The sequence below is a fragment of the Nocardia sp. NPDC005366 genome, from assembly GCF_040606855.1.
Taxonomy (GTDB): Bacteria; Actinomycetota; Actinomycetes; order Mycobacteriales; family Mycobacteriaceae; genus Nocardia.
Genome location: NZ_JBEXFQ010000038.1, coordinates 12,732 through 38,599, shown reverse-complemented (window position 1 = coordinate 38,599; position 25,868 = coordinate 12,732). Strand labels below are relative to the sequence as shown.

The window sequence follows — 25,868 nt, the reverse complement described above, 5'->3', positions numbered from 1 at the left end:
CGAGCGCTTTCAGTGTCCGCCGATGATCGCGTCCGCTTCGATCTCGACCAGCAGCGCGGGCGTGATGAGCGCGCTGACTTGATACATCGACGCGGCGGGCCGGATGGCGCCGAAGATTTCGCGATGCGCCCGCGCGACCTCGGGCCAGCGGGTGATGTCGGTGACGAAGACGCGGGTCCGGACGACGTCTTCCAGACTCGCCCCGGCTTCGGCCAGGGCGGCGGCGATGCGACGCAACGCCTCACGGGTCTGCTCGGCGATATCGTTCCCGCCGACGGCGGTCGCCCCCGGTGCCGCCGCGGTGGTTCCGCTCACCGCGACGAAATCGCCGACGCGCACGGCCCGCGAGTAGCCGACGATATCCTCGAATTCGGATTCTGACGAGACTGTGCGACGTTCACCCATGGTGTGAGAATGACACGCTCGATCGCCACCGTTCATTTGGTTTTCGACTCACCGTCGGATATACGCGATAGGCATTGCTGGTGACAGCTCGCATCGTCCTCACCGCCGCCCTGCTGTGTTCGGGCGTGCTCGCGACCGCCTGCGGTCCCACGGACCCGGATTTCCGGACGGCGCGGGATCAACCGCTGGTGTTCACGCTGGAGGAGTTGACGGCCGCGTCCGGTGCGGACGCGGTTCTCGACATCACACTGCAACCCGAGCACGGCGATCTGACCAGGCAGTCCGATGGGACCTTCCGGTACACGCCGATCGAAGGCTTCAAGGGCAGCGACCAGTTCACGGTCACGACCACCGACGCGGTTCGCCTGTACACCACCGATATCCCGGTACTCGGCGAATACGGCGGTATCCCCGTGCAGGGCAGTGGTTTCGGTTCGGCGTGGACGTCCGTACCGGGTAGCGCGAACGAATTCTACGGGATCACCGACCGCGGCCCGAATGTGGACGGTCCCGGCAAGAACGAAAAGCTCTCGCCGGTACCGGATTTCGTGCCCAAGATCGGACGGTTCACGTTGGCGGGCACGCGTGCGGTGCTGGTGTCCACCCTCGAGCTGCGGACCGCGAGCGGCGTCCCGTTCAACGGGCAGGTCGATACCGCCGCGAGCACCGGCGAGACCTTCCGCGATCTCGCGGGGAATGTGCTCGCGCCCACCGATCACGGCATCGATCCCGAGGGACTCGTCGCGCTGGCGGACGGCACTTTCTGGGTGTCGGACGAGTACGGCCCGTTCCTGGTGCATTTCGACGCGAATGGCACCGAGATCGAGCGGTTGGCCCCCGGTAACGGTTTGCCCGCCGAGTTCTCGCTGCGCACCCCGAATCAGGGCATGGAGGGGCTGACCATCACCCCCGACGGCGCCACCTTGGTCGGCGTCGTCCAGAGCGGTCTCAACACTCCGGGGCTGAGCGGTTCCGCCAAAGAGGTCCCGATGACGCGCATCGTCACCGTCGACCTGAAAACCAAGGCGCTGTCGGAATTCGTCTACCCGCTGGAGAATCCCGCGCAGACCAAGGTGGCGGTATCGGAGATCACCGCGTTGAGCCCGACTACTTTCCTGGTCGACGAACGCGACGGAAATCTGGCTCCGGATTCGAACAAGAAGATCTGGACCATCGACATCTCCGGCGCCACCGATATCGGTCCGCGATCGACGGTGCCGGGCGCGCAATACGATCCGGCCCGAGGCGGTCTGCTCGTCGCGGGCAAGCCGCTGGAAACGCTGGTCGGCGGTGTGTCCACCGTGGACGGCGTTGCGGCGTTGCGGCGCGCGGGTATCACCCCTGTCGTCAAATCCGGTGCGCTGGATCTGACCGCTCTGGTGAACGACCTCAACGCCGACGGCGAAACCGTCAACGCGAACGGGAAGTTCTTCGGCCACGACAAGATCGAGGGCATCGCGACGTTGGACGGCGGTAAGACCCTCTATATCGCCAATGACAGCGATTTCGGCCTCGCGGGTAGTACGGGTGCGCAGCCGCCGTTCGGGCTGAAGCCGAAGACGCTGCCGAACGGTCGGCAGGACACCGGGGAGATCCTCGTCGTCGACACCGCGAGACTACCCGCGGCGCTGGACGGCTATACCGTCCGGATCAGCGTCGGCTGACGGGTTCGATCCACTCCCGCGCTTCCAGCACGACCGCCGCCGCCAGCGTGATCAACCACAGCGACATGGATCCGACCTGGATTCGCTGCGCGATACCGAGCGCGTAATTCCCGGTGAGGTTGTCGGCGACCAACATCCACACGGTCGCCGACGCACCGAGCACGAGGATCACCACGCCTGCCTCGCGCAGGATCCGCCAGCGGTGATAGCGGTACGCGGCCAGGCTGAACGCGAAAACCGCCACCGCGATCGAGGTGACCGCGAGGGTGCTGGTCAGCGCGTGCGGCTGATGCAATTGGGGGAAAAGTCCGCCCGCTCCGCAGTCGCTGCCGTCGCCGGGGGTGCAGTCGTGCAATGGCATCAGCACATCGGCGATGGTCGACGTGCCGAAGCACAGCAGGGCGATCCAGCCGACGGTGGTCAGCGCCCGCCTCGGGAACAGCAGCAATCCGCCGATCGACGCGGGGATCATCAGCGTTGCGGCGATTTTGTCGCCGGTCGAGAAGACCTCGCGGTACGGCTTGCCTTCGGCGTCGAGCTCGCTGAGGAAGGAGTTGACGTAGTCCACGTGAATGGGCAAGGCGAATTCGAGCACCCAGGACGAATAGCAGAGGCCGGCGACCGCGATCGCCACGGCGATCAGCCACGACCCCACGCGTGCTCGTCGTTCGGTGATCCTCGGGCTATCGGTCACTCGTCCATTGTCCTCGGCGGCGCAGACCCGATGACCGACGATGCGCGATTCCTCCCGCGGTCTCGGTTCGTACGGCATTACCATCGGATCCACAGCGTCCTATCAGGTTGGCCACCGAGGGTGGAGAGTACGCAACCGAGGAGGTCTCATGATCGGATTCGCGACGGCCGTGACCGGCTTCGCCGTCATGGCGGCTATCGCAGCATCTGGCTACCTGGCGGCAAACGCGCCACGCCATCTGGTCCGGGTGCGCCACCGCTAGGGTTCAGCCCTCCAGCGCGGCCTGCACCCGGTCCGCGGCCGCTACGGCGTCCTCGTGTTCCCAGATTCGCACGACCTGCCAGCCCGCCGCCATCAGCTGTGCGTCGGTGGCACGATCGCGAGTGACATTCCCGGCCAATTTCGCCGCCCACCATTCGGCGTTGTTCTTGGGATCGGTGGCGTGTTCGGGGCAGCGATGCCAGAAACATCCGTCCACGTAGACCGCGACCCGCAACCGGGGGAAGACCACGTCGGCCCGGCGGCGCTGACCGGCCAGCGGCGCCCTGTCCACGAAGTAGCGCAGGCCGCGCCGGTGCAGTTCGCGACGTAATGCCAGCTCGGGCTTGGTTCCGGCACGACGTTGCCGCGCCATTCGCGCGCTGGTCGCGGCATCGGTGAGCGGACGCGCGGTCATGCCGCCCAGCCGCCCATGCGGTCGAGATGACTTTCCACGTCATCGAGGAATCCGGGCGGGAACCGTAGCCTGCCCATTCCGGTGCGGCGCAGGAAGCCCGCGGTCGCCCGCGCCGAGAGCAGCCGGGAATCGGTGAGGTAATTCTTCAGATCCTCGTACGGTTCGTGCACCGGCCAGGTCGAGACCGGCGCCCGCTGAGTGACCCCGCGATGCCCCCACGCCGCCACCGGCCACGGTTGCCCGGCCGACAACGGCAGGTACTCCGGCGGCGACCCGTCCGGCGCGGCCAAGCGCGCACCGACCCAGTCCGCCATCCGCACACTCACCGCGTTACCGACCAGCTTCCAGCGGTGCCCCTGCCGCACGCCCGGCGCGTTCACCGCGGGCGCGGTCCAATCCGCGTCGAACCCTTGGAGCCGTTCGGCGTCGGCTATGCCCGGGGTGACGATCTCGCCCGAAGGCAGTCGCACCGCGGGCGGACTCGCGATGCCGAGCGCGGAACCGCCCTTGAGCGTTGGCACCGCGTTGACCGCCCAGCCGAGTCCGCGTACACCCTCGGTCCAGTAGAACCCGCACGGATCCTGTTCCTGGTCACCGATTTCCAGTGCCCCGGCGTCCTCGCCGAAGAGCACCGGCCGTGGATCCTCTGTGCGCGAGGCCAGCATCAGCACCCGCTGCCTGCGTTGCGGCAGACCGAACGCCCTCGCGTCGACCACCCGGTACGCCCAGGTGTAGCCGAGTTCCTCCAGCGCGCCGGTGATGTGCCGCATCGCCGCGCCACGGCCCAATTGCAGCATGAACGGGACGTTCTCGATCAACAGCCAGCGCGGACCTCGTTTGCGGCGTACCAGGCGGAACACTTCGTCGACCAATCCGGAACGCGATCCGGTGATGCCAGCGGTGCGTCCGGCCTGCGAGAGATCCTGGCACGGGAAACCCGCCGCGACCAGTTCCGTGCGCGCCGGAATCGCCCGCAGCCGAGTGACATCGGTATGCAGGTCGACGTCGGGAAAGTGGGTGCTGAGCACCGCGCGGGCGCCCGGGTCGATTTCACAGAGCAGTTCCGAGGACCAGCCATGTCCGGCGAGGCCGAGTTCCAGTCCGCCGATCCCGGCGAACAACCCGACCATCCGCCCCGTCACCGTCAACCCCTTCTGCGTCTCGCGAACCCACGATGCGTGCCGAGACTACTCGAGTCGTCGCGGTCCCGAGTACCGCACGGGTAGCGCGAACCGAGTTCGCGTGTCATGCTGCGCATCAGCTCTGCCTCCCCGATAATGCCAATCGGCCGCGTCTCGTCCACGGCTTCTCGATGGTAGGGGCGGTTTCTCTCGCGTTGCTCTGTGGTTATCTCCCGGCGCTTCCGCGCCGGTGCGCAATTCCCGGATCCACCCATGCGAAGCCAGGAAGCGAGCCGAAGTATGCAGATACCGTCCACCTCCCGCGGGGATTACCCGAGTGTGGTCGTCACCAGCCTCGCGGCGACGACGTCCATCGCGGGCGATGTCGATTCGACCTGGAAGGGACTGCTCAACGGCGAAAGCGGTATCGACATCCTGGAGGATTCCTTCATCGACCAGTTCGAGCTGCCGGTGCGCATCGGCGGGCATCTGAAGGTGCCGCCTGCCACGAGCCTCACCCAGGGGGAAACCCGCAAGCTGGCCTATGTGGAACAGATGGCGACGGTCCTCGGTCGTGAGGTGTGGCGCAACGCGGGCAGCCCCGAGGTGGATACCGAACGGCTCGGTGTCTCGATCGGTACCGGCCTCGGTGGCGCCGAGGCCATCATCGCTGCCAGGGACAAACTGTTCAACGGCGGCTACCGCAAGGTGTCGCCGGTGACCGTGCAGGCGATCATGCCGAACGGAGCCGCCGCGTGTGTGGCCGTCGAACTCGGGGCGAAGGCCGGGGCGGCCACACCGGTGTCGGCCTGTTCCTCGGGCTCGGAGGCGATCGCCAATGCCTGGAAGATGATCGTGATGGGCGATGCCGACATGGTGGTCACCGGCGGGGTCGAGGGGTCGATCCAGGCGGTCGCCATCGCGGCGTTCACCATGATGCGGGCGATGAGCATGCGCAACGACGACCCGAAATGCGCATCGCGCCCGTTCGACGCCGACCGCGACGGCTTCGTCTTCGGCGAGGCGGGCGCGATGATGGTGATCGAGACCGAGGAGCACGCCAAGGCGCGCGGCGCGACCATTCACGCGCGGCTGATGGGCGCTGGCGTCACCTCCGACGGTTTCCACCTGGTCGCCCCCGATCCCGAGGGGACCGGGGCGGCGCGCGCCATGACCAGGGCCATCGAAACCGCGGGGCTGACCCGGCACGATATCGGCCACATCAACGCCCACGCCACCGCCACCCCGATCGGGGATACCGCCGAGGCGCGGGCGATCGCGAAGGCCGTCGGCACCCACGCCTCGGTGTACGCCCCCAAATCGGCGCTCGGCCATTCGATCGGCGCGGTCGGCGCGCTGGAATCGGTGCTGACCGTGTTGAGCATCCGCGACCGCGTCGTCCCGCCCACACTGAATCTGGAGAACCAGGATCCCGAGGTCGACCTCGATATCGTGCGTGGGCAGTCGCGGCAGGCACGGATCGACTACGCCGTGAACAACTCCTTCGGCTTCGGCGGTCACAATGTCGCGCTGGCCTTCGGCAGATACTGAATGATGCTGGGAGGGTATGACGTCTGCGCGCAGACCTGCTAATCTTCCCGGCGCTCCAGTGTCGTTCTGTGTTCGGTGTCACTGCACGCGGCAACGTGTGCGTTGGATAAAGGATATGGCGAATGATCGGCGTGACCTTTGACGATTACGTGGACGAAAAAGGCAATATCAAGATCCCTGGCGACCAGACCCTGATCGACTTCGTGGACAATCACAGCGCGGAGAACGGGGAAGGACTCGCGTACCGCTACATCGATTACTCCCGGGAACGCGACGGTGAATACCAAGACCTGACCTGGCGCGAATTCGGTATCCGACTGCGGGCGGTGGCGGCTCGGCTACAGCAGGTGTCGAAACCGGGGGACAGGGTGGCGATCCTTGCCCCGCAGGGCTTGGACTACGTCATCTCGATCTTCGCCGCGGTCTACGCGGGCAATATCGCGGTTCCGCTCTTCGATCCGGAGGAACAGGGACATACCGACCGGCTGCGCACGGTTCTGGACGACTGCACGCCCGCGGCGATTCTGACGGTTTCCACCGCGGCGGCGGGAGTGCGCGATTTCTTCCGGCATCTGCCCGCTGCGCGGCGCCCGCGCATCATCGCCGTCGACGCGATTCCCGACAGCGTCGGCGCGCAGTGGGTCCGTCCGGATATCAAGATCGATGACGTGGCCTACCTGCAGTACACCTCGGGTTCGACCCGCGCCCCGGCCGGTGTCGAGATCACCCACCGGGCGGTCGGCACCAACCTGCTCCAGATGATCGACGCCATCGGCGTCACCGCGAATTCGCGCGGCGTCACCTGGCTGCCGCTGTTTCACGACATGGGTCTGCTGTGCGTGATCCTGCCGACCATCGGCGGCGGCTTCATCACGATCATGTCGCCGAGCGCCTTCGTGCGGCGTCCCTATCGGTGGATCAAGGAATTGGCAGCGGTGTCGGACGGGGCCGGAACCTATGCCGCCGCACCCAATTTCGCCTTCGAACACGCCGCGGCGCGTGGACTGCCGAAGAAGGGCGAGGAACTCGATCTGTCGAATGTGATCGGCTTGATCAATGGCAGCGAGCCGGTGTCGGTGTCATCGATGAAGAAATTCAACGACGCCTTCGCCCCCTACGGGCTGCCCAAGACCGCGATCAAACCGTGCTACGGCATGGCGGAGGCGACGCTGTTCGTCTCCGCGACGAGGAGTTCCGACGAGGCGAAGGTCGTCTACGTGGACCGCGGCGCGTTGAACGAGGGCCGCATGCTCGAGGTGGATCAGGACGCGGAGAACGCGATCGCCCAGGTTTCCTGCGGATATGTCGCATTCTCCCAATGGGCGGTGATCGTCGACACCGAGAGCGGCGCCGAACAGCCCGACGGCGCGGTAGGCGAGATCTGGCTGCACGGCGACAATATGGGCATCGGTTACTGGGGCCGTCCGGAGGAGAGCGCGGAAACCTTCCGCAACAGGCTGACCCGCAGGCTGCCAGAAGGCAGTCACGCGCAGGGCACCGAACCCGACGCGCACTGGATGCGCACCGGCGATTTCGGCGCCTACCTCGACGGCGAGCTCTACATCACCGGCCGGGTGAAGGATCTGGTGATCGTCGACGGTCGCAACCACTACCCACTGGATCTGGAATACACCGCACAGGAAGCCAGTTCGGCGCTTCGCCCCGGTTTTATCGCGGCCTTCTCGGTGCCTGCCAACCAGTTGCCCGCCGAGGTCTTCGCGCAGGGCTCACATTCGGGTCTGCGTTTCGACGCCGACGACACGTCCGAACAGTTGGTCGTGGTCGCCGAACGCGGCACCGGGGCGGGCAAGGTCGATCCCGAGCCGGTCGCGGATATCGTGCGCGCCGCGATAGCCCAGCGCCACGGCGTCACCGTGCGCGATCTGTTGCTGGTGCCCGCCGGGTCGATTCCACGTACATCCAGCGGCAAGATCGCGCGTCGCGCCTGCCGGACCGCCTATCTCGAAGGCACCCTGCGCGGCGGCTACCAGCAGCAGGCCTTTCCCGATGCGGGGAGTGAGTCCGAGGCCGAGCGCGCTGCCGCCCGGTGAGGTATCCGGTCTGAGCGGACATTCTGCGGGCCGAAGGCGAGATTTCCGCTCATTCGGGGTAAGGGTGTCTGCTCAGGCCGGGTGCCGGGAGCGACCCGCACTGGCGTAGAAGAACTCCCGCCACCATTCGACCACTTCGGTCATCGAGCGAGATATCGATCACGATCGGTGACCGTCAGACGTCCGGCGGCGATGGGCATGTCGGCAGTGTATTGCCTGTTCGTCGGGGTGCCGCTGGAGCGAAAACCGGTTGGTCGGTGTGGCCACGGCTGCCATCCTGGAATGTCGGGCCCGGTGCGAATCTCACCGGGCTTCGCCGGCATGACGAACCAGGAATCAGCAGGGGGATCCTTTGTCAGTCGCAACGCAGTTGCCGTCCGCCGAGCCGGATATCGATTTACCCGAGCGGCCCGCTGTTCCCGCGCCGGGCCGCCTGCACTCACTACGCCGTTTCTGGCCGTATCTGCGCCCGTACCGGGTGGCACTGATAGGGGCGACCGTACTCTCGGTGCTGTCGACGCTGACCGCGATCGTGATTCCGCTGATGATCGCCAGGATCATCGACGGGCCGATCGCGCATCGCGATCTTCCCGCGGTCGTCGGCCCGGTCGCACTGGTGCTGGCGCTGGGTCTGCTGGAAGCGGTGGGTATCTGGGGTCGGCGGTGGTTGATCTCCAAACCCGCCACCGCCTTCGAGATCACCATGCGCGCCAAGATCTACCGCAAGTTGCAGTCGCTGGCGATCGGCAGGCACGATTCGTGGGAATCCGGCCAGTTGCTCTCGCGCGCGGTCGATGATCTGGCCACGATGCGCCGATTCGTCGCCTTCGCCGCGCCGTACATGTGTATCCATATCGTCGTGATCCCGGTGGGTCTGCTGACGCTGTTCGCGTTGAGTTGGCAGGTCGGGTTGATCTTCGCGCTGATCTCGATTCCGCTGAGCGCCTTATGTTTCCGGTTCGTTCGTCGCTACGAGGTAGCCTCGCGCCGCTCGCAGGACCAGTCGGGCGATCTGGCGACCACGGCGGAGGAATCGGCGCAGGGTGTGCGAGTGCTCAAGGCATTCGGGCGCGGCGCGTTCTTCGGAGCCCGATTCACCGCCCAGTCGCGGGAATTGCAGCGGACCGAACTAGTGAAGGTCCGGCTGGACGCGACGCTGTGGTCGGCGATGCGAAGCCTGCCGCAGCTGGCCATCGCCTTCGCGCTCGGTTACGGCGGGTACGCGGTGGTGCACGGCGCGATGACCCTCGGCACCCTGGTCGCGGGTATCACGCTCGCGACCTTCCTGCAGTGGCCGTTCATTTGGATGGGTTTCCTGCTCGCCGAAATGAACGACGCGCGCACCGCGGCGGACCGGTACTGGGAGATCATCGATACGCCGGTCGATATCGCCGATCCGGCCGAACCGATACCGCTGCCCGCGCGGATAAGCGGTGAATTGCGTATGGAAAAGGTGCGTTTCGCGTTTCCGCGCAGCGGCGAGTTCGAGCACGAGGTGCTGCGGGATGTTTCGCTGCGGGTCCGCCCCGGCGAGACGGTGGCGTTGGTCGGCGCGACAGGCAGCGGGAAAACCGCTCTGCTCAACCTGATTCCGCGGCTGTACGACGTCTCGAGCGGCGCGATCACCGTCGACGGCATCGATATCGCCTCGATGCGATTGTCGGATCTGCGTTCGCTGGTGACCGTCGCCTTCGAGGAGCCGGTGCTGTTCTCGGCCAGTGTGCGCGAGAACGTCGCCCTTGGCGATGCCGAGGCCACCGACGCCGATGTGCGTCGCGCGCTCGATGTCGCCCAGGCCACCGAATTCGTGAACGAGCTGCCGTGGGGCCTCGACACCAGAATCGGCGAACAGGGCCTCAGTCTTTCCGGAGGACAGCGCCAGCGCCTCGCCTTGGCCCGCGCGGTGCTGACCAGGGAGGGCTCCGGCGAGCGGACCAGAATCATGGTGCTGGACGACCCGCTGTCGGCCCTCGATGTGGAAACCGAGGAGCGGGTGCAGGAACGACTGCGCACGGTACTCGCCGGGGCGACAACGCTGTTGGTCGCACACCGCCCATCCACCGCATCCCTGGCGGATCGGGTGGCGCTGCTGGCCGACGGCCGGATCGCGGCCGAGGGCACCCACGAACAGTTGCTGCGTACCAGTGCCCACTATCGGGAATTGATGGGCGGCGCGCCCGTGCCGGATACCGGGAACGCACAGGCTATTTCGCCATCGCGATCGGAGGGCGGAGCGTGAGCACGACCGATACCGCGAAACAGGACCCGACAGCGCGACAGGACGCGACCCGGGCCGACGAATCCGCCGACTGGCGTGGGATCGCGGGCGAGGACCGTGAGATCACCGAAGCCGGAAATCTGGTGCTGGCCGGGCGGTCCCGGCGGCTGCTGATGAGTCTGGCGCGGCCCTATCGCCGTCTGGCTGTCCTGGCCCTGGTGCTGATCGTCGTCGACAATGCCGCGATGGTTTCGGCGCCGCTGTTCATCGCGCACGGCCTCGATACCGGAATCGCGCAGGGAGCCAGGGGTAATTGGGCCCCGATGACCTGGACGGTGATCGGTTATCTCGCCGCGGTCGCGCTCGGTGTGGTCACCACGTATTGCTTTCTCCGCGTTTCGGGGAAATTGAGCCAGAGCGTGTTGTTCGATCTGCGGGTGCGCCTGTTCACGCACACCCAGCGGTTGAGCGTGTCATTTCACGAGAAGTACACCTCGGGCAAGGTCGTCACGCGGCTGACCGGTGATATCGAAACTCTGCAGGAATTGCTGAAAGGCGCTCTCGACCAGGCGCTGAGCGCGATTCTGTCGGTAGTCACCATCGCGGCCATTCTGGTCTACCTCGACCAGTTGCTCGCGGCGATCGTGCTGGCGGGATTCGTGCCGCTCGCACTGGTCACCCGCTGGGCGCAACGCAGGCAGCGGGCCGGATACCGGCGCACGCGCGCGGCCATCGCGAGAGTCGTCGTGCAGTTCGTGGAATCGATGGGCGGGATGCGTGCCGTGCAGGCGTTCCGGCGCGAGCAGCGCAACGAATCCGTCCTCGCCGCCGAGGACGCGGAGTTCGCGTCGGCGACGACCGTGGCCATGCGCGGGATGGGGGATTACGCCGGGCTCACCCGGCTGCTCGGCAATCTGACGACAGTGATCGTCATCGTGGTCGGCGCGTGGCAGGTGATCGAAGGCAATCTCGCGGTCGGGGTGCTCGCGGCATATCTGCTGTATCTCAACGAGTTCTACGGTCCGCTGGACGAGCTGGCGCAGGTTTTCAACTCCTACCAATCCGCCGCCGCCGCGCTGGAGAAGATCTCCGGCGTTCTCGAGGAGCGCCCGGCGGTCCCCGAACCCACCGATCCCACCCCCTTGGCGCGGGCCGCGGGCGCGGTGCGGATGGACCGCGTCTGGTTCGGTTACGGGGCGCGTCCCGGCGCGGAACCGGATCCGGCGGGCGGCGCGCGGACGCGGGCGGTGCTGCCGGAATTCTCGCTGGATATTCCGGCCGGTCAGGTGATCGCGCTGGTCGGCGCCACCGGTGCGGGGAAATCGACGCTGGCCAAACTGCTGACGCGGTTCTACGACCCGTCCGGCGGCACGGTCACCCTGGACGGTGTCGACCTGCGTGAACTCACCGATGCCGATCTGCGACGGCATGTGGTCATGGTGACCCAGGAGTCGTACCTGTTCTCCGGGTCGGTCGCCGACAATATCCGTCTGGGCAGGCCGGAAGCCACCGACGAGCAGGTGCGCGCGGCGGCTCGCGCGGTCGGCCTCCACGATTTCGTCGCGGCGCTACCGGAAGGTTTCGACACCGATGTGCGCAAGCGCGGCGGCAGGCTCTCCGCTGGCCAGCGGCAACTCGTCGCGTTCGCCAGGGTGTTCCTGGCTGACCCGGCGGTGATCGTGCTCGACGAGGCCACCTCCAGTCTCGATATCCCGGGTGAGCGGCAGGTGCAGCAGGCGCTGGAGACGGTGTTGCGCGAACGTACCGCGGTCATCATCGCCCACCGTCTGTCCACGGTCGCCATCGCCGATCGGGTACTCGTGCTCGAACAGGGCCGGATCGTCGAGGACGGCGCACCGGAGCGGTTGATCGCCGGGAGCGGCCGGTTCGCGGGTCTGCACGCCGCCTGGCGGGAATCCTTGGTGTAAGGCGAGAAGGGTGTCGGCGTGTGATCCAGGCGGCACAATGCCCGGCGCGATTCGCGGTGTGACGAGGGCAGACGCCGGTGCGATGCGGTCGCGGCGGCTTTGTCGCTTACGGTAGATAGGTGACCAATCCAGCCCCTGGCTCCGAGAGCGCATCCCGGTGGCCGGCGATTCTCACGTGGCGGTCCCATAACGCCACGCGGATGGAGTCGGTGCGCGTGACCATGAACGGCAACCGCATCCGCGCCGCCGGTCGCATGATCGGTGGCGCGTGCGCGGAGCATCCCGCGTTCAGCGCGTCCTACGACCTGGTCACCGACGAGAACGGCGCCACCAAACGACTGTCTCTGCGCGCCACCACCGCGGCGGGGGAACGCCACGCCTCGATCGCCCGCGACGAGGAGAACTACTGGCTCGTCGACGCGGGTGGCGGCCATGTGCGCTCGACTTTCGCGGGCGCTCTCGACGTCGACGTGGTGCTGAGTCCGTTCTTCAACACCCTGCCGATTCGCCGGTTCGGCCTTCAGCACGCGGTGGACGACGTCCAGGTTCCCGTCGTCTATGTGCGCCTGCCCGACCTGCTCGTGCAGGAAGCGAGTCTCACCTACAGCAGCGGAACCGACGGCATCAGCGTGTTGTCGCCGGTGTCGAGCGCGACGGTCACCGTCGACGCCGACGGATTCCTGCTCGACTATCCCGGTCTCGCCGAACGCATCTGATCGCCGCTCAGGCCAGCGCGGTGCACACCCCGCCGCGCCTGCCCGCGTCCCGCATCCGTTCCAGCCATTCGTGATCGCCGGGCCGGATATCGGTGATCTCCCAGCGCTCGGCGGTTTCGTAGGCCATGCGGCCGTCGTGCCCCGCCGCGATCAGATCGACCAGCGAACCCTGCTCGCGCAGGTTGTCGCGGGCCGCGCCGAGCACCGTGAGCATGTCGTCGAGGACCGTGAGAAGGGCGTCGCGATTCGGCTCGCAGATCGCCCGCACCAGATCGGGTGCGGTGGCCGCGACCCGCGTGCCGTCACGGAACGAACCCGCCGCCAGACCGAGGGCGAGTGGTCCGCCGCCCGCCCCGGCGATCGCCAGCGCCTCGGCCAGCACGTGCGGCAGGTGGGAGATCCGCGCGACGGCGTGATCGTGGTCCTCGGCCGTCACCGGCACCACCACCGCCCCGCAGTCCAGTGCCAGCCGCGCCACCCGCGTCCACGTCCGCGCGTGGGTGCCGGGATCGACCCCGACCGCCCACACGGCGTCGCGGAACAGACCGGAATCCGTGGCGGACCAGCCGGATTCGGAAGTGCCCGCCATGGGGTGCCCGCCCACGTAACGACGCGAAAGCCCGTGCGCGTGCGCCGCGGCGAGTACCGGGCCCTTCACGCTGACGACATCGGTGAGCGCGCACTCCGCGGCGAACGTGGCGATCGCGCCGAGCAGGTGATCCACCGCGGGCATCGGCACCGCGATCACGATCAGCGCGTCCGCCTCGGCCGCGCGGGTCAGCGCGGTCTGGAGGTCGTCGGTGACGTCGAAACCGTCGGCCATCGCGGCCAGGACCCCCGATTCGGACCGGTTGTATCCCCAGACCCGATACCCGGCGTCGGCGGCGGCTCGCAGCAGGGAACCGCCGATCAAACCGGCCCCGAGGACGCATACCGGTGCTTTCTGGTCCGAAGTCACCGGAACAGATTGGCATACGACTTCAACATTTCGGGTGAAGCCGACTACCGTTGCGGCCATGGCAGCACAGCGCTCGGGCACGAACAGGGCGACGTCGGACGATTACGACGACGTAGAAGGGTTCGCAGTGGCGGTTGTCCGCGAAGACGGCAAATGGCGGTGTAGTCCGTTGAGCTCCGAGGCGCTCACCAATTTGTCCGCGGCGGAGGACGAACTGAAGGCATTGCGCAGCTCGGGCGCGGTGTTCGGATTGCTGGATATCGACGATGAATTCTTCGTCGTATTGCGGCCGGCGCCGAGTGGAACCAGGCTGCTGGTCTCGGATGCCACCGCCGCGATCGACTACGACATCGCCGCCGACGTACTCGAAGCGCTGAATGTCGAGATTCCCGATATCGATCCGGACGAACTGGACGACATCGAGCCGTGGGAAGAAGGCGATCTCGGAGTGCTCGCCGATCTCGGCCTCCCCGAGCCCGTGCTGAGCGTCATACTCGCCGAGACCGACCTGTACCCGGACGAGCAACTCGGCATGATCGCCCAGCGACTCGGTTTCGCCAACGAGCTGTCAGCGGTGCTGGACAAACTGCCGCGGTAACGTGAATCTGCCGCAGAATCCGATTATCTCGGATACCGCGATGGTGCGCGCCGCCATCGCGGCCGCCGCGGCGGCCGACCCGCGCGACATCCCGGTCGGCGCCGTTGTCTTCGACGCGCAGGGCCGGGAACTCGCTCGCGCGGCGAACGCGCGCGAGGCGCTCGGCGATCCCACCGCCCACGCCGAAGTGCTGGCACTACGCCGCGCGGCGGTGGTCAACGGCGACGGCTGGCGGCTGGAAGGCACGACCCTCGCCGTCACCCTTGAACCGTGCACGATGTGCGCGGGGGCCCTCGTTCTCGCCCGCGTCGGCCGGGTCGTCTTCGGCGCATGGGAACCGAAAACCGGTGCCGTCGGGTCCCTGTGGGATGTCGTGCGTGACCGTCGTCTCAACCACCGCCCCGATGTCCGCGGCGGAATACTCGAACCCGAATGCGCCGCCCTCCTCGACGAATTCTTCCGAAAGCGACGCTGACCACCTCATTCCAGGCGATTTAGCGATCCAGCACCCTTCCGGTATGGTTGTCGGCGGTGGCGTGTCCGAGCGGCCTAAGGAGCACGCCTCGAAAGCGTGTGAGGGGTAACCCCCCTCCGAGGGTTCAAATCCCTCCGCCACCGCCAAAGCCCTTCACCTGTTTATGCAGGTGGAGGGCTTTTTCTATGCTATCGCCCGAGCAATGCGGTCGCTGTGGGCCCATTGCGGGCACACTCGCCCGGGCAGTACGCGGCGCGGATCGCCACCGACGAACCGATCGACGAAGGTAGCGCGGTGACTACGGCCGGTGACCGGATTGTCAGCCTGCGCAAGCTCGCCGGGCCGAAACGGATTCAGCTCGCTCAGCGGGCGACACACACCCTGTCGATGGTGCGGCGTCGTCGAATCGCCCTCGCTCGCTGAGTTGACCGATGAGATGGCGGCAATCGACCTCGCGTACCGCAACGACAAGGGGCGGTCCTATGCGAGATGGCCGGTGCCGATCCCGGGTTAGTCGGCGGCGGGTCTCGGTCGAATGCGTTGCGGAACAGAGCCGTTCGAGACCGATGGCCTCGCCGCGCCGGGTAGGTCCGGCGTCGACGTCGGCTTCAGGATGGCGGCGCGGCGGGTGAGGTCGACGGTGACCGGCGGTGGGGCGGCCTGGGTGAGGTCGTCGCGGAGCATCGAGATGGAGTCGCGGTGGTCCAGTTCCATGCGTTTGGTGGGGTAGAACATGGCGGTGAGTTCGTCGGTGAAGGCCCCGGAAACGGGGGTGCGGCGTCGGCGGCGCTTGCGAGTGAGGACTTCGACAACGGCCACCGCCACGAGCAGCAGCACCCAGCCGGGGATCATCCACGCCAGCAGTCCGGTCACCACCGGGGAACGAACGGATCGGATGAGATGTTCCTGAGGATGATTTGTCCGGAATTGGGTATGCGCGAAGTAAGGAGCGCGGACAGGCGTGACGTTCGAGGCGTCACCAACGGAGCCGCGTTGGAACAATGCGTGACAGTTATTCGAGAATCGGTGGACTGATTGTCCTTGTCTGGCTGATCATCGGTGTCGTCGCCGCGGCACAGCGTGACTACTTCGACAGTGGGCCCGTGAACTGCGCGGGGTTCGGCACCATTGTGGTGACCACTATCGCGGGGCCCCTGAACTATATGGGGGTGAACCCGAAGATCGATGATTGCAACGTGCCGCAGCCGAGTCCGTAGTGGGTTCGGAAACGGGCCGGGTGCGCGAGCGCCCGGCCCGTTCGCATGTCTGGGCTCCTGGCGTCGTCCGGCGCCCGAACTCACCGGGCGACAGCCTGACTCGCCGGATACACATTCTGTCGCCGCCGGTGGCGAAACGGGTTGCGGGAAGATCGCGAATAGTTTGCGAACTGGCCGACCTTGTATACCGATCGCATTCGAGGCCTGCCGGAAAGGCGAAGGGGAATGGAGAATCGTGAGTCACTGCGCAGCGTAAGGCAGTGTTTCACAAGAAACAATGAAATTGTCCCTGGGCAAGAAAAAGATGCCATCGAATTGCCATCACTCGGTAAAAATGTTGCTGTAGGGGCGAGGAATGCATCGCGGGGCATGAATAGCAGGTAGCGGAGGGTTCATATGGGTACTCGGCCCTTACGCGAGTGCGGAAGGATGCGATGACTATGCGCGAGCGTGTGACCCATCGGCGGCCGTCCCACGAGGCCGGAATGCGAGTCGGGAGCCTGCTGCTTCTGATCTGGTTGGCCATCGGCATGATCGCCGCAGGCCAGCGTCACTACTTCCTCAGCGGCCCGATCAACTGCGCGGGGTTCGGCACCATCGCGCTCACGGCTGTTGCCGGTCCACTCAACTACGTGGGACTGAATCCGAAGATCTCCGAATGCGGCGATCTTCCGCAACCGAGTGAATAAGGGGGTACGCGGGGTTCGTCTCTCGGAGAGGGAGTTTCGCCCCGGAGCCTATGCGCCGACGGCCGTTTCGCGCCGCGACGATCGCGTGAACCCGAGCTGACGAGTCGAACTACGTGCGAACCGCTGTGCGACGAGCGCAAGCTCGAGAGACGACTGCGGCCCCGCACCTGGGAACAGGTGCGGGGCCGCAGTCGTTCAGGAACGAGTGATCAGCTCACGCGCACCGGTTCCTTGGTGATATCCACCGCCTTGTTCTGCAATTCGACCAGTTTCGCGCCTTCGACATCGATTTCGGGCACGATCCGGTCCAGCCACTTCGGGATCCACCACGACCACTTGCCCATCAGGGCCAGCAGCGCCGGGATCAGCACCATCCGGACCAGGAAGGCGTCCAGCAGCACGCCGACCGCGAGGGCGAAGCCCATCTGCTTGGCGATCGCGTCGGATTCCAGCAGGAAGGAGGCGAAGACCGAGATCATGATGATCGCGGCAGAGGTGACGACGCGTGCTCCGTGGTGGTAGCCGGAGATCATCGCTTCCTTCGGCGATTTGCCGTGCACGTATTCCTCGCGCATACGGGTCACCAGGAAGACCTGGTAGTCCATCGCCAGACCGAAGACCAAGCCGATCAACATGATCGGCAGGAAGCTGACCAGCGGACGTGGATCATCGATCAGCCCGAGCGCGCCTTCCTGGAAGATCAGCACGGTCGCGCCGAAGGTGGCCGCCATGGAGAGCAGGAAGCCGAGCGCGGCGGTCAGCGGCACCAGAATCGAGCGGAATACCAGGATCAGCAGGACGAATGCCGCACCGGCGACGATCGCCAGGTAGGGCGCGATCTTGCTGAGCAGCACGTGGTCGATATCGGCGTAGATGGCGGTGCTGCCGGTGACGCCGTATTCCATGCCGTAGGTGGCCGCGAACTCGGATTCGGCATCCCTGGCGTCGGCCACCAGATCCTTGGTGTCCTGGTTGTTCGGCCCGGATTTGGGCACGCCGTCGAGCAGTGCGCCCTGTTTGTCCTCGCTCCACTGCGGCGCGGTCACGTAATCCATATCCGGATACGAGGCGAGTCTGGCCCGCAGCGCTTCGACCGCTTCTTCGCGTTTGTCCGAGGCGACACCGCTCAGATCGACCGCGACGTTGAGCACGCCGTTGCTGCCTTCGCCGAAACCTTCGGTGCGAAGTTCGTACGCCTTCCGAATGGTCGACGTCTTCGGCTGGCTGTCCTCGCCGGGCAGGCCGAGGTTCAGACCGGCCGCGGGAGCGGCCAGCGCACCGAGCACGGCGACGCTGAGAATCAGCGCGGCCCACGGAGCCCTGCCGATCACTCGGCCGATGCGCGTACCGTTGGTGACCTGGCTGTCGTCCTCGGGGTCGTGCTGGGCGACGAACGGCAGCTTCGGCTTGAACAGGAACCGGCCGAACGCGCCGAGCAGCGCTGGCATCAGGGTGATGGCGGTGAGCACCGCGAACGCGGCGGCGATGGCGCCACCGAGCCCCATGAAGGTCATGAACCGCACGCCGATGATGCTGAGTCCGCCGAGGGCGATGATCACGGTCAGGCCCGCGAACACCACCGCGGAGCCCGCGGTGCCGAGTGCGATACCGGCCGCTTCCTCCGGCGAATCCTGGACGGACAGTTCGTGTTTGTACCGCGAGACGATGAACAGCGCGTAGTCGATGGACAATGCGATGCCGACCATCGAGGCCAGGAAGGTGGTGAAGCTGGGCACTTCGATGACCGAGGTGCCGAGCATGATCAGCGACATGGCCGCGCCGAGGCCGACGATCGCGGTGACGATCGGGATGAACGCGGCCACGATCGCGCCGAACGCGATGATCATGACGATCAGCGCGACGCCCATGCCGATCATCTCGGATTTACCGCTCGGCCCCTCGTTCTTCTGGGCGATCGAGCCGCTCATCTCGACGGTGAGGCCCGCGTTGCGCGCGTCGGCGGCGACGTCGTAGGCGGCCTCGCGCTGCTTGTCGGTGATATCGGTGAAGCTCGGGATGGTGAACGGCACGCTCATGAATGCGACGGATGCCGGTTCGGTCTTGTTGAGCACGTTCAGCGGTGCGCCACTGCACTGCGACGGATCGGGGTTGGTCAGGCAGCCCATCTTCTCGGCGGTCGCGACCGGGTTCGGCACCGGCTTGGCGTGATCGACGATGTCGAGCTGGCCGAGTCTGGCGATGAACGCCTCGAGCGCCGCACGGTTCGCCGGGTCGGTCAGCTTCTGCCCCTCGGGCGCGCCGATCACATAGGTGCCGGTGACGGCGTCGAATTTGAAGGCGTCGGAGGCGCCGGGGAAATGCTTCTCGAGAATCTCGTTGGCACGTTCCGACGGGAGCGCGGGCATACTGAAGTCGTTCGTCATCGGCTTGCTGAGCTGGGAGCCGAGGCCGCCTAGTAGAACGAACAGGATCAGCCAGACCGGTAGCACTATCCATTTCCGGCGGAAAGCGAGCTTTCCCCATCTATAGAGATATACGGACACGAGTAACTCCTAGCGGTGACTGGGACGTGCTGGATCGTGGCGCGTAGACAGCACTCGCGGGACGCCCTGGTGTGCCCCGCCTCCAATGTGACGCTTTCTGCCTACCGTGCGGTAGGTAGACTACCTAGGGCCTAAGCGGAGATACAACCTCGGTTTCGGCGGTGCCGTTGGCTACACGCAGTACTGGTGAGAGGAGCGTCGGATGGTCGTCCGTGCAGTATCGGAAAGCGTCGTCGCAGGTAGCGGGACGAAAGTGGCGATCCGCGACGCCGCCGTGAAACTTTTCGGGAGCAAAGGTTTCGAGCAGACCAGCCTTCGAGAGGTCGCAGATGCGGTAGGAATCACAAAGGCTTCGCTGTATTACCACTACCCCTCGAAACTTGATCTACTTCTCTCCATCATCGATCCGATCACCGATCATCTGCGGTCGGTGGTCGAGGACATCGATGCTGTTCCCCACGATGCCGAAGGCATTCGCGCCGTTCTTCGCACCTATCTGCGCGGGATGATCCGCAATCGCGACGCCGGGGCGCTGTGCATTCGCGACACCGTGGCGATCCTCAACGCGATGGCCGACCGATACCCGGATCTGATGAATTCGAACAGGGTGCTGCGCGTCTGGCTCGCGGGCCCGGACGCCACTCCCGAAATGGAATTGCGGGCCTGCGCCGCGTTGGAGGTGCTCGGGGTGGCGCTGACATCCATGGAATTCGTTCCCGCCGCCGACGACGTCACCGTCGAGACGACCCTGCTCGACGCCGCCACCTCCGTGCTCACCGGCTGCGGATCCGGTCGGCCTCCGCATGCGGGCCGCCGGGACGTTTCGGCGTAGATTCGAGCAGATCCGTTCGGCCCCGCGCGTCTTCGATGACCGCTCAGCGTCCAGGAGTACTACGTGCATATCACCGCGAAGATCGACTACGCGGTGCGAACCCTGCTCGAAATCGCCCACTCGGCACAGCACGGCGGTAACGCGGCACTGAAGGCCGATGCCATCGCGTCGGCGCAGCAGATCCCGCCGAAAATCCTCGAGACCATCCTCGGTGAACTGCGCCGCGCCGACCTGGTGGTCAGCAGGCGGGGCCCGGACGGCGGCTACTGGCTGGCGCGACCGGCCGCGCAGATCTCGGTGGCCGATGTCATCAGGGCGATCGAGGGTCCGCTGGCCTCGGTGCGCGGACAGCGACCGGAGGACGTCGAATACACGGGAGCGGCCCGATCGCTGCAACACGTGTGGATCGCGCTGCGGGTCAATATTCGCTCGGTACTCGAGAACGTGTCGATCGCGGAGATCGCCCTGGACCAGTTGCCCGCCTTCGTCGGCGCGCTCACCGCGGATTCGGGTGCGTGGGCACGCAGATAATCCGGCATCGATGCTGGTCAGGAAAGTTCAAGACGTTCTTTACCCATTGCCGGTAGCCTGCCTTTCATCATGTTGATCAGTCTGCTTCGTACATATCTGAACCCGTACCGCTCCCAGCTGGCCGGGGTTGTTGTGCTTCAGCTGATTTCGGTTATCGCGATGCTGTACCTGCCGAGCCTGAACGCCGATCTCATCGACGGCGGCGTCACCAAGGGCGATATCGGCTACATCTGGAATACCGGCCTGTGGATGCTCGCGGTCAGCGCGGTGCAGATCGTGGCGTCGGCGTTCTCGGTGTACCTGGGTGCGCAGGCCGCGATGGGCGCTGGTCGCGACCTGCGCGGCGCGCTGCTGCACCGAGTCGGCACTTTCTCCGCCCGCGAGGTCGGGATGTTCGGCGCCCCGTCGCTGATCACCCGCAATACCAACGATATTCAGCAGGTTCAGCTGCTGATCGTCATGTCGGCGACGATTCTGGTGATGGCGCCCATCATGTGCGTCGGCGGCATCTTCATGTCACTGCGCCAGGATCTCGGTCTGTCCTGGCTGCTGCTGATCGCCGTCCCCGCGCTCGGGCTTTCGATGGGTTTCATCGTGGCCAGGATGGTGCCAGGATTCCGGGAGATGCAGTACCGCATCGACGAGGTGAATCGGGTGCTGCGCGAGCAGATCACCGGCATCAGGGTCGTCCGCGCCTTCGTCAGAGAGCGGCAGGAGACCTGGCGTTTCGGCGTCGCCAACAACGACCTCACCGAGACCTCGCTGCGCGTTGGCAGGTTGATGGCGCTGATGTTCCCCACGGTCATGCTGATCAGCAATGTGACGGCGGTCGGGGTGATCTGGTTCGGCGGCCATCTCATCGACGAGGGCAGTATGCAGATCGGCTCGCTGACCGCGATGCTCTCCTACATCATGCAGATCCTGATGGCCGTGATGATGGCCTCGTTCCTGGCGATGATGGCCCCGCGCGCGGCGGTCTCGGCGGACCGGCTCGGGGAGGTGCTCGAGACCGAGACATCGGTGGTGCCGCCGCAGCAGCCGCAACCGTTCGCGAGCGATCCCGGATCGATCGAGATGGCCTTCGCCGCATTCAGCTTCCCCGGCGCGGAGAAGCCGGTGCTGAAGGGCATCCGGTTCCGGACGGAACCGGGCAAGACCACGGCCATCGTCGGATCGACCGGTGCGGGCAAGACCACGCTGCTCAACCTGATTCCGCGACTCATCGACGTCACCGACGGCGCTGTCCTCATCGGCGGAACCGATGTACGTCAGGTCGATCTCGAACTGCTGCGCAACCAGATCGGCCTCGTACCGCAGAAGGCCTACCTGTTCTCCGGGACGGTGGCGACCAATCTGCGCTACGGCAAACCGGACGCCACCGACGAGGAGTTGTGGCACGCGCTCGACGTCGCGCAGGCCGCCGATTTCGTCCGCGATATGCCGGAGGGCCTCGATACGCCGGTGGCCCAGGGCGGCACCACCGTCTCGGGTGGTCAGCGCCAGCGCTTGGCCATCGCGCGAGCGCTGGTGCGTAAGCCGCGGATCTACCTGTTCGACGATTCGTTCTCCGCGCTCGACGTGGCGACCGATGCCAGGCTGCGCGAAGCGCTGCGGCCGGAAACCAAGGACGCCTCGGTGATCATTGTGGCGCAACGAATTTCGACCATCCGCGATGCCGATCAGATCGTGGTTCTCGAGGACGGTGAGATGGCGGGCATCGGGACGCACGACCAGTTGATGCGCGAATGCGCCGAATACCGGGAGATCGTCGAATCCCAGCTGAGCGCGGAGGAAGTTCGATGAGGCCGGGAGCCCCCGGGATCGGCGCGCCGGAAGCCAAGCCGAAATCCTTCGGTCCCTCGCTGAAGCGACTGCTGCGCAGGCTCGCGCCCGAGAAACTCTACGTCGGGATCATCGTCGCGCTGGTGATCACCTCGGTGGTGCTGAATACGCTCGGCCCCTACATCCTCGGCAAGGCGACCAATATCGTCTTCGACGGCTTGGTCGGCAAACAGCTCTCCGCCTACTCCGGGATGAGCAAGGACGAAGTCGTCCAGGCGCTGCGCGCGCGAGGCGACGGCACGGTGGCCGACATGCTCGGCGCCATGGACGTCGTTCCCGGCGTCGGCGTGGATTTCTCCGCGGTCGGCCGGGTGCTGATGCTGGTGTTGGCGCTCTACCTCGGCGCGGCTGTCTTCAGCTGGTTGCAGGGCTATCTGCTCAATATCGTCATCAACACGACGGTGAAGCGGCTGCGCGGTGAGGTCGAGGACAAGATCCATCGACTTCCGTTGCGCTACTTCGATTCCGCGCCGCGCGGTGATGTGCTGAGCCGGGTCACCAATGACGTCGACAATGTCTCGCAGACATTGCAGCAGACCATGAGCCAGCTGCTCACCTCCGTCTTCTCGGTGATCGGCATCCTGATCATGATGTTCTGGATCTCGCCGTTGCTCGCCGTGATCGCCTTGCTCACGGTGCCGGCCGCGGTGGTGGTCACCGCGCAGATCGCCAAACGCTCCAAACCCCATTTCGTGAACCAGTGGAAGTACACCGGTGCGGTGAACGCCCAGGTCGAGGAGGCCTATACCGGGCACGAGGTGGTCACCGCGTTCGGTCGCAGCCGCGAGGTCGGCGAGGAGTTCGACAAGCGCAATCAGGATCTCTACGACGCCAGCTTCAAGGCGCAGTTCATCTCCGGGCTGATCATGCCCGCCATCATGTTCCTCGGGAATGTGAATTTCGTACTCGTCGCGCTGGTCGGCGGGCTGCGGGTGGCGACGGGACATATATCCCTCGGCGAGGTGCAGGCGTTCATCCAGTACTCCCGGCAGTTCAGCCAGCCGTTGACGCAGATCGGCGCGATGGCCAATCTGCTGCAATCCGGTGTCGCCTCGGCCGAGCGGATCTTCGAAATCCTCGACGCGCAGGAGCAGTCACCCGATCCGGTGGTGGAGAACGCCCGCCCGGTGGATCGAGGCCGGGTCGAATTCGAGGCGGTGTCGTTCCGATACGACCCGGACACACCGGTGATCGAGCGGTTGTCGCTGGTGGCCGAACCCGGTCACGTGGTGGCCATCGTCGGCCCGACCGGCGCGGGGAAGACCACGCTGGTCAATCTGCTGATGCGGTTCTACGAACTCGACGCGGGCACGATCACCATCGATGACGTCGATATCACCGACATCACCCGTGACCACCTGCGCTCCCGGATCGGCATGGTGTTGCAGGACACCTGGCTGTTCAAGGGCACCATCAGGGAGAACATCGCCTACGGCAATCCGGAGGCGAGCGAGGCGGATATCCTCGACGCCGCCCGCGCCGCCTATGTCGATCGGTTCGTCCACGCGCTGCCCGACGGCTACGACACCGTGATCGACGAGGAGGGCTCCGGCGTCAGCGCCGGTGAGAAGCAGTTGATCACGATCGCCCGCGCGTTCCTGGCCAAACCGTCCATCCTGATCCTCGACGAGGCGACGAGTTCGGTCGACACCCGCACCGAACTGCTGGTGCAGCACGCGACCGCGGCACTGCGCCGCGACCGCACCAGTTTCGTCATCGCGCACCGGCTCTCGACCATCCGCGACGCCGATCTGATCGTCGTCATGGAGTCGGGGCGCATCGTCGAACACGGCAACCACGAGCGCCTGCTCGCCGAACGCGGCGCGTACTACCGCCTCTACAACGCGCAGTTCGCGGCGGCGGCGTCCGAGGTCTGAGCGCCGAAGCCGGCCGATCGCCGCAGGTGCCCCCGACCACCTGCGGCGCGGGGCGCCGGAGTGCGCTGCGAGGATGGACGACGTGTCTGCACCCGAATCCTTCTCATTCACCGTCGGTACCCGGCTCGACGGGCGGCACGGGCGATCCGGCGTGATCGGCACGCCGCACGGGCCGATCGCGACGCCCGCGTTCGTCCCCGTCGGCACCAAGGCGACGGTGAAGTCCGTGCTGCCGGAGACCATGAAGGAAATCGGCGCTCAGGCACTGCTGGCGAACGCGTACCACCTGTATCTGCAACCCGGGTCCGACATCGTGGACGAAGCGGGCGGGCTCGGGAAATTCATGAACTGGCCGGGCCCGACGTTCACCGACAGCGGCGGCTTCCAGGTGATGTCGCTCGGCGTCGGATTCAAGAAGGTACTCGCCATGGAGGCCGTCGACGTCCGCAGCGACGATGTGATCGCCAAGGGCAAGGAACGACTGGCGACGGTGGACGACGACGGCGTCACCTTCCGCTCACACCTGGACGGATCGCAACACCGCTTCACCCCTGAGGTTTCGATGGGTATCCAGCATCAACTGGGCGCCGACATCATGTTCGCCTTCGATGAGCTCACCACATTGCTCAATACCCGCGGATACCAGGAGAAATCACTGCAACGCACCCACGAATGGGCGCAGCGGTGCATCGATGAACACGAACGGCTGACCGCCGCCCGCCCCCATCGCCCGTATCAGGCGTTGTTCGCGGTGATCCAGGGCGCGCAGTACGAGGATCTACGCCGCAAGGCATGCCGGGAACTGGACGCGATCCGCGGCCGGGCCGGAACGACCTTCGACGGCTTCGGCATCGGCGGCGCACTGGAGAAACACAACCTCGGCGCGATCGTCGGCTGGTGCTGCGATGAACTACCGGAGGAGAAGCCGAGACATATGCTCGGCATCAGCGAACCCGAGGACGTGTTCGTCGCGGTGGAGAACGGCGCGGACACCTTCGACTGCGTGAACCCTTCCCGGGTGGCGCGCAATGCCGCGATCTACGTGGCACGCGGCCGATTCAATATCAACACCAGTCGCTTCCGGCGCGATTTCACGCCCATCGACGACACCTGCGATTGCTACACCTGCGCCAACTACACCCGCGCCTACCTGCACCACCTGTTCAAGGCCAAGGAGATCCTGGCCGCGACTCTGTGCACGATCCACAACGAGCGCTTCACGATTCGGCTGGTCGACCGGATTCGCGAGAGTATCGACGGCGGCTACTTCGACGAGTTCAAAGCCGAGACTCTCGGTATCTGGAAGAGCGGGGCACCGTAA

Annotated in this window: 23 protein-coding genes and 1 tRNA gene; 17 read left to right on the top strand and 7 right to left on the bottom strand. The window is 65.9% G+C overall.

What is annotated here, in order from left to right:
• Positions 1 to 9: 9 nt before the first annotated feature.
• Entirely contained in the window at positions 10 to 405 is a 396-nt protein-coding gene (locus ABZS43_RS31285) for a Rid family hydrolase (protein WP_355039585.1), read from the bottom strand.
• Positions 406 to 485: 80 nt separating this feature from the next.
• On the opposite strand from ABZS43_RS31285, the gene ABZS43_RS31280 reads away from it, so the two are divergent.
• A complete protein-coding gene (locus ABZS43_RS31280) occupies positions 486 to 2,069 on the top strand; it encodes an esterase-like activity of phytase family protein (protein WP_355039584.1) in 1,584 nt (527 codons plus the stop codon).
• Here the strand turns inward: ABZS43_RS31280 and ABZS43_RS31275 are convergent.
• The 3 genes from ABZS43_RS31275 to dcm all read right to left on the bottom strand — a co-directional run bounded on the left by ABZS43_RS31275 (position 2,056) and on the right by dcm (position 4,569).
• A complete protein-coding gene (locus ABZS43_RS31275; RefSeq protein WP_355039583.1) occupies positions 2,056 to 2,763 on the bottom strand; it encodes a DUF998 domain-containing protein in 708 nt (235 codons plus the stop codon). The two genes, ABZS43_RS31280 and ABZS43_RS31275, sit on opposite strands and share 14 nt — an antisense overlap.
• A gap of 265 nt (positions 2,764 to 3,028) precedes the next feature.
• On the bottom strand, positions 3,029 to 3,439 hold the full coding sequence (locus ABZS43_RS31270) for a very short patch repair endonuclease (protein ID WP_355039582.1): 411 nt from the start codon (positions 3,437 to 3,439) through the stop codon (positions 3,029 to 3,031).
• A complete protein-coding gene (dcm, locus tag ABZS43_RS31265; RefSeq protein ID WP_355039603.1) occupies positions 3,436 to 4,569 on the bottom strand; it encodes a DNA (cytosine-5-)-methyltransferase in 1,134 nt (377 codons plus the stop codon). Before dcm ends, ABZS43_RS31270 begins: the two co-directional genes overlap by 4 nt.
• A 291-nt stretch (positions 4,570 to 4,860) precedes the next feature.
• Here dcm and ABZS43_RS31260 point away from each other — a divergent pair, with 291 nt between their 5' ends.
• The 5 genes from ABZS43_RS31260 to ABZS43_RS31240 all read left to right on the top strand — a co-directional run bounded on the left by ABZS43_RS31260 (position 4,861) and on the right by ABZS43_RS31240 (position 13,024).
• Positions 4,861 to 6,111: a KasA/KasB family beta-ketoacyl-ACP synthase gene (locus ABZS43_RS31260; protein WP_355039602.1), complete on the top strand. Its 1,251-nt coding sequence runs from the start codon at positions 4,861 to 4,863 to the stop codon at positions 6,109 to 6,111.
• A 125-nt stretch (positions 6,112 to 6,236) separates the two neighbouring features.
• The gene (fadD32, locus tag ABZS43_RS31255) at positions 6,237 to 8,162 is read left to right on the top strand and encodes a long-chain-fatty-acid--AMP ligase FadD32 (RefSeq protein WP_355039601.1); all 1,926 of its coding nucleotides are present in this window, start codon (positions 6,237 to 6,239) and stop codon (positions 8,160 to 8,162) included.
• A 352-nt stretch (positions 8,163 to 8,514) separates the two neighbouring features.
• Positions 8,515 to 10,401, top strand: coding sequence for an ABC transporter ATP-binding protein (locus ABZS43_RS31250; RefSeq protein ID WP_355039581.1), 1,887 nt, complete (start codon positions 8,515 to 8,517; stop codon positions 10,399 to 10,401).
• Positions 10,398 to 12,308 carry an ABC transporter ATP-binding protein gene (locus ABZS43_RS31245; protein WP_355039580.1) on the top strand — a complete coding sequence of 637 codons (1,911 nt, stop codon included), beginning with the start codon at positions 10,398 to 10,400 and terminating at the stop codon, positions 12,306 to 12,308. The genes ABZS43_RS31250 and ABZS43_RS31245 overlap by 4 nt, the downstream gene beginning before the upstream one ends.
• A 119-nt stretch (positions 12,309 to 12,427) precedes the next feature.
• Positions 12,428 to 13,024 carry a putative glycolipid-binding domain-containing protein gene (locus ABZS43_RS31240; protein ID WP_355039579.1) on the top strand — a complete coding sequence of 199 codons (597 nt, stop codon included), beginning with the start codon at positions 12,428 to 12,430 and terminating at the stop codon, positions 13,022 to 13,024.
• A 7-nt stretch (positions 13,025 to 13,031) separates the two neighbouring features.
• On the opposite strand, the gene ABZS43_RS31235 is transcribed toward ABZS43_RS31240, so the two are convergent.
• Positions 13,032 to 13,982: a prephenate dehydrogenase gene (locus ABZS43_RS31235; RefSeq protein ID WP_355039578.1), complete on the bottom strand. Its 951-nt coding sequence runs from the start codon at positions 13,980 to 13,982 to the stop codon at positions 13,032 to 13,034.
• Positions 13,983 to 14,040: 58 nt separating this feature from the next.
• Here ABZS43_RS31235 and ABZS43_RS31230 point away from each other — a divergent pair, with 58 nt between their 5' ends.
• From ABZS43_RS31230 to ABZS43_RS31215, 4 genes are all read left to right on the top strand, one after another.
• Complete coding sequence (locus ABZS43_RS31230) at positions 14,041 to 14,580, top strand: tRNA adenosine deaminase-associated protein (protein ID WP_355039577.1); 540 nt, start codon at positions 14,041 to 14,043, stop codon at positions 14,578 to 14,580.
• Positions 14,581 to 14,620: 40 nt separating this feature from the next.
• Positions 14,621 to 15,055 carry a nucleoside deaminase gene (locus ABZS43_RS31225; protein ID WP_355039600.1) on the top strand — a complete coding sequence of 145 codons (435 nt, stop codon included), beginning with the start codon at positions 14,621 to 14,623 and terminating at the stop codon, positions 15,053 to 15,055.
• Between the two features lie 55 nt (positions 15,056 to 15,110).
• A tRNA-Ser gene (locus tag ABZS43_RS31220) sits at positions 15,111 to 15,201 on the top strand.
• Between the two features lie 67 nt (positions 15,202 to 15,268).
• The gene (locus ABZS43_RS31215; RefSeq protein WP_355039576.1) at positions 15,269 to 15,478 is read left to right on the top strand and encodes a hypothetical protein; all 210 of its coding nucleotides are present in this window, start codon (positions 15,269 to 15,271) and stop codon (positions 15,476 to 15,478) included.
• 87 nt (positions 15,479 to 15,565) lie between these two features.
• On the opposite strand, the gene ABZS43_RS31210 is transcribed toward ABZS43_RS31215, so the two are convergent.
• Complete coding sequence (locus ABZS43_RS31210) at positions 15,566 to 15,928, bottom strand: DUF6191 domain-containing protein (protein ID WP_355039575.1); 363 nt, start codon at positions 15,926 to 15,928, stop codon at positions 15,566 to 15,568.
• Between the two features lie 128 nt (positions 15,929 to 16,056).
• Here ABZS43_RS31210 and ABZS43_RS31205 point away from each other — a divergent pair, with 128 nt between their 5' ends.
• Both ABZS43_RS31205 and ABZS43_RS31200 read left to right on the top strand, forming a co-directional pair.
• A complete protein-coding gene (locus ABZS43_RS31205) occupies positions 16,057 to 16,272 on the top strand; it encodes a hypothetical protein (protein WP_355039574.1) in 216 nt (71 codons plus the stop codon).
• Positions 16,273 to 16,712: 440 nt separating this feature from the next.
• Entirely contained in the window at positions 16,713 to 16,961 is a 249-nt protein-coding gene (locus ABZS43_RS31200) for a hypothetical protein (protein WP_355039573.1), read from the top strand.
• 209 nt (positions 16,962 to 17,170) lie between these two features.
• Here ABZS43_RS31200 and ABZS43_RS31195 read toward each other — a convergent pair whose 3' ends face one another.
• On the bottom strand, positions 17,171 to 19,465 hold the full coding sequence (locus ABZS43_RS31195; RefSeq protein ID WP_355039572.1) for an MMPL family transporter: 2,295 nt from the start codon (positions 19,463 to 19,465) through the stop codon (positions 17,171 to 17,173).
• Between the two features lie 202 nt (positions 19,466 to 19,667).
• Here ABZS43_RS31195 and ABZS43_RS31190 point away from each other — a divergent pair, with 202 nt between their 5' ends.
• The 5 genes from ABZS43_RS31190 to tgt all read left to right on the top strand — a co-directional run bounded on the left by ABZS43_RS31190 (position 19,668) and on the right by tgt (position 25,868).
• Positions 19,668 to 20,297, top strand: coding sequence for a TetR/AcrR family transcriptional regulator (locus ABZS43_RS31190; protein ID WP_355039571.1), 630 nt, complete (start codon positions 19,668 to 19,670; stop codon positions 20,295 to 20,297).
• A 63-nt stretch (positions 20,298 to 20,360) separates the two neighbouring features.
• Positions 20,361 to 20,828 (top strand): Rrf2 family transcriptional regulator, encoded by a 468-nt coding sequence (locus ABZS43_RS31185; protein ID WP_355039570.1) that lies wholly within the window; start codon positions 20,361 to 20,363, stop codon positions 20,826 to 20,828.
• A gap of 69 nt (positions 20,829 to 20,897) precedes the next feature.
• Positions 20,898 to 22,631: an ABC transporter ATP-binding protein gene (locus ABZS43_RS31180; RefSeq protein WP_355039569.1), complete on the top strand. Its 1,734-nt coding sequence runs from the start codon at positions 20,898 to 20,900 to the stop codon at positions 22,629 to 22,631.
• The gene (locus tag ABZS43_RS31175; RefSeq protein ID WP_355039568.1) at positions 22,628 to 24,547 is read left to right on the top strand and encodes an ABC transporter ATP-binding protein; all 1,920 of its coding nucleotides are present in this window, start codon (positions 22,628 to 22,630) and stop codon (positions 24,545 to 24,547) included. Before ABZS43_RS31180 ends, ABZS43_RS31175 begins: the two co-directional genes overlap by 4 nt.
• Before the next feature lie 73 nt (positions 24,548 to 24,620).
• Positions 24,621 to 25,868 (top strand): tRNA guanosine(34) transglycosylase Tgt, encoded by a 1,248-nt coding sequence (gene tgt, locus ABZS43_RS31170; protein ID WP_355039567.1) that lies wholly within the window; start codon positions 24,621 to 24,623, stop codon positions 25,866 to 25,868.

Bases quoted from the DNA above. Each gene is read 5' to 3' on its own strand.
- ABZS43_RS31285 (WP_355039585.1), bottom strand. From the start codon at position 405: ATGGGTGAACGTCGCACAGTCTCGTCAGAATCCGAATTCGAGGATATC.
- ABZS43_RS31270 (WP_355039582.1), bottom strand. From the start codon at position 3,439: ATGACCGCGCGTCCGCTCACCGATGCCGCGACCAGCGCGCGAATGGCG.
- dcm (WP_355039603.1), bottom strand. From the start codon at position 4,569: ATGGTCGGGTTGTTCGCCGGGATCGGCGGACTGGAACTCGGCCTCGCC.
- ABZS43_RS31260 (WP_355039602.1), top strand. From the start codon at position 4,861: ATGCAGATACCGTCCACCTCCCGCGGGGATTACCCGAGTGTGGTCGTC.
- ABZS43_RS31230 (WP_355039577.1), top strand. From the start codon at position 14,041: ATGGCAGCACAGCGCTCGGGCACGAACAGGGCGACGTCGGACGATTAC.
- ABZS43_RS31225 (WP_355039600.1), top strand. From the start codon at position 14,621: ATGGTGCGCGCCGCCATCGCGGCCGCCGCGGCGGCCGACCCGCGCGAC.
- ABZS43_RS31205 (WP_355039574.1), top strand. From the start codon at position 16,057: ATGCGTGACAGTTATTCGAGAATCGGTGGACTGATTGTCCTTGTCTGG.
- ABZS43_RS31200 (WP_355039573.1), top strand. From the start codon at position 16,713: ATGCGCGAGCGTGTGACCCATCGGCGGCCGTCCCACGAGGCCGGAATG.
- ABZS43_RS31190 (WP_355039571.1), top strand. From the start codon at position 19,668: ATGGTCGTCCGTGCAGTATCGGAAAGCGTCGTCGCAGGTAGCGGGACG.
- ABZS43_RS31180 (WP_355039569.1), top strand. From the start codon at position 20,898: ATGTTGATCAGTCTGCTTCGTACATATCTGAACCCGTACCGCTCCCAG.
- ABZS43_RS31175 (WP_355039568.1), top strand. From the start codon at position 22,628: ATGAGGCCGGGAGCCCCCGGGATCGGCGCGCCGGAAGCCAAGCCGAAA.
- tgt (WP_355039567.1), top strand. From the start codon at position 24,621: ATGGACGACGTGTCTGCACCCGAATCCTTCTCATTCACCGTCGGTACC.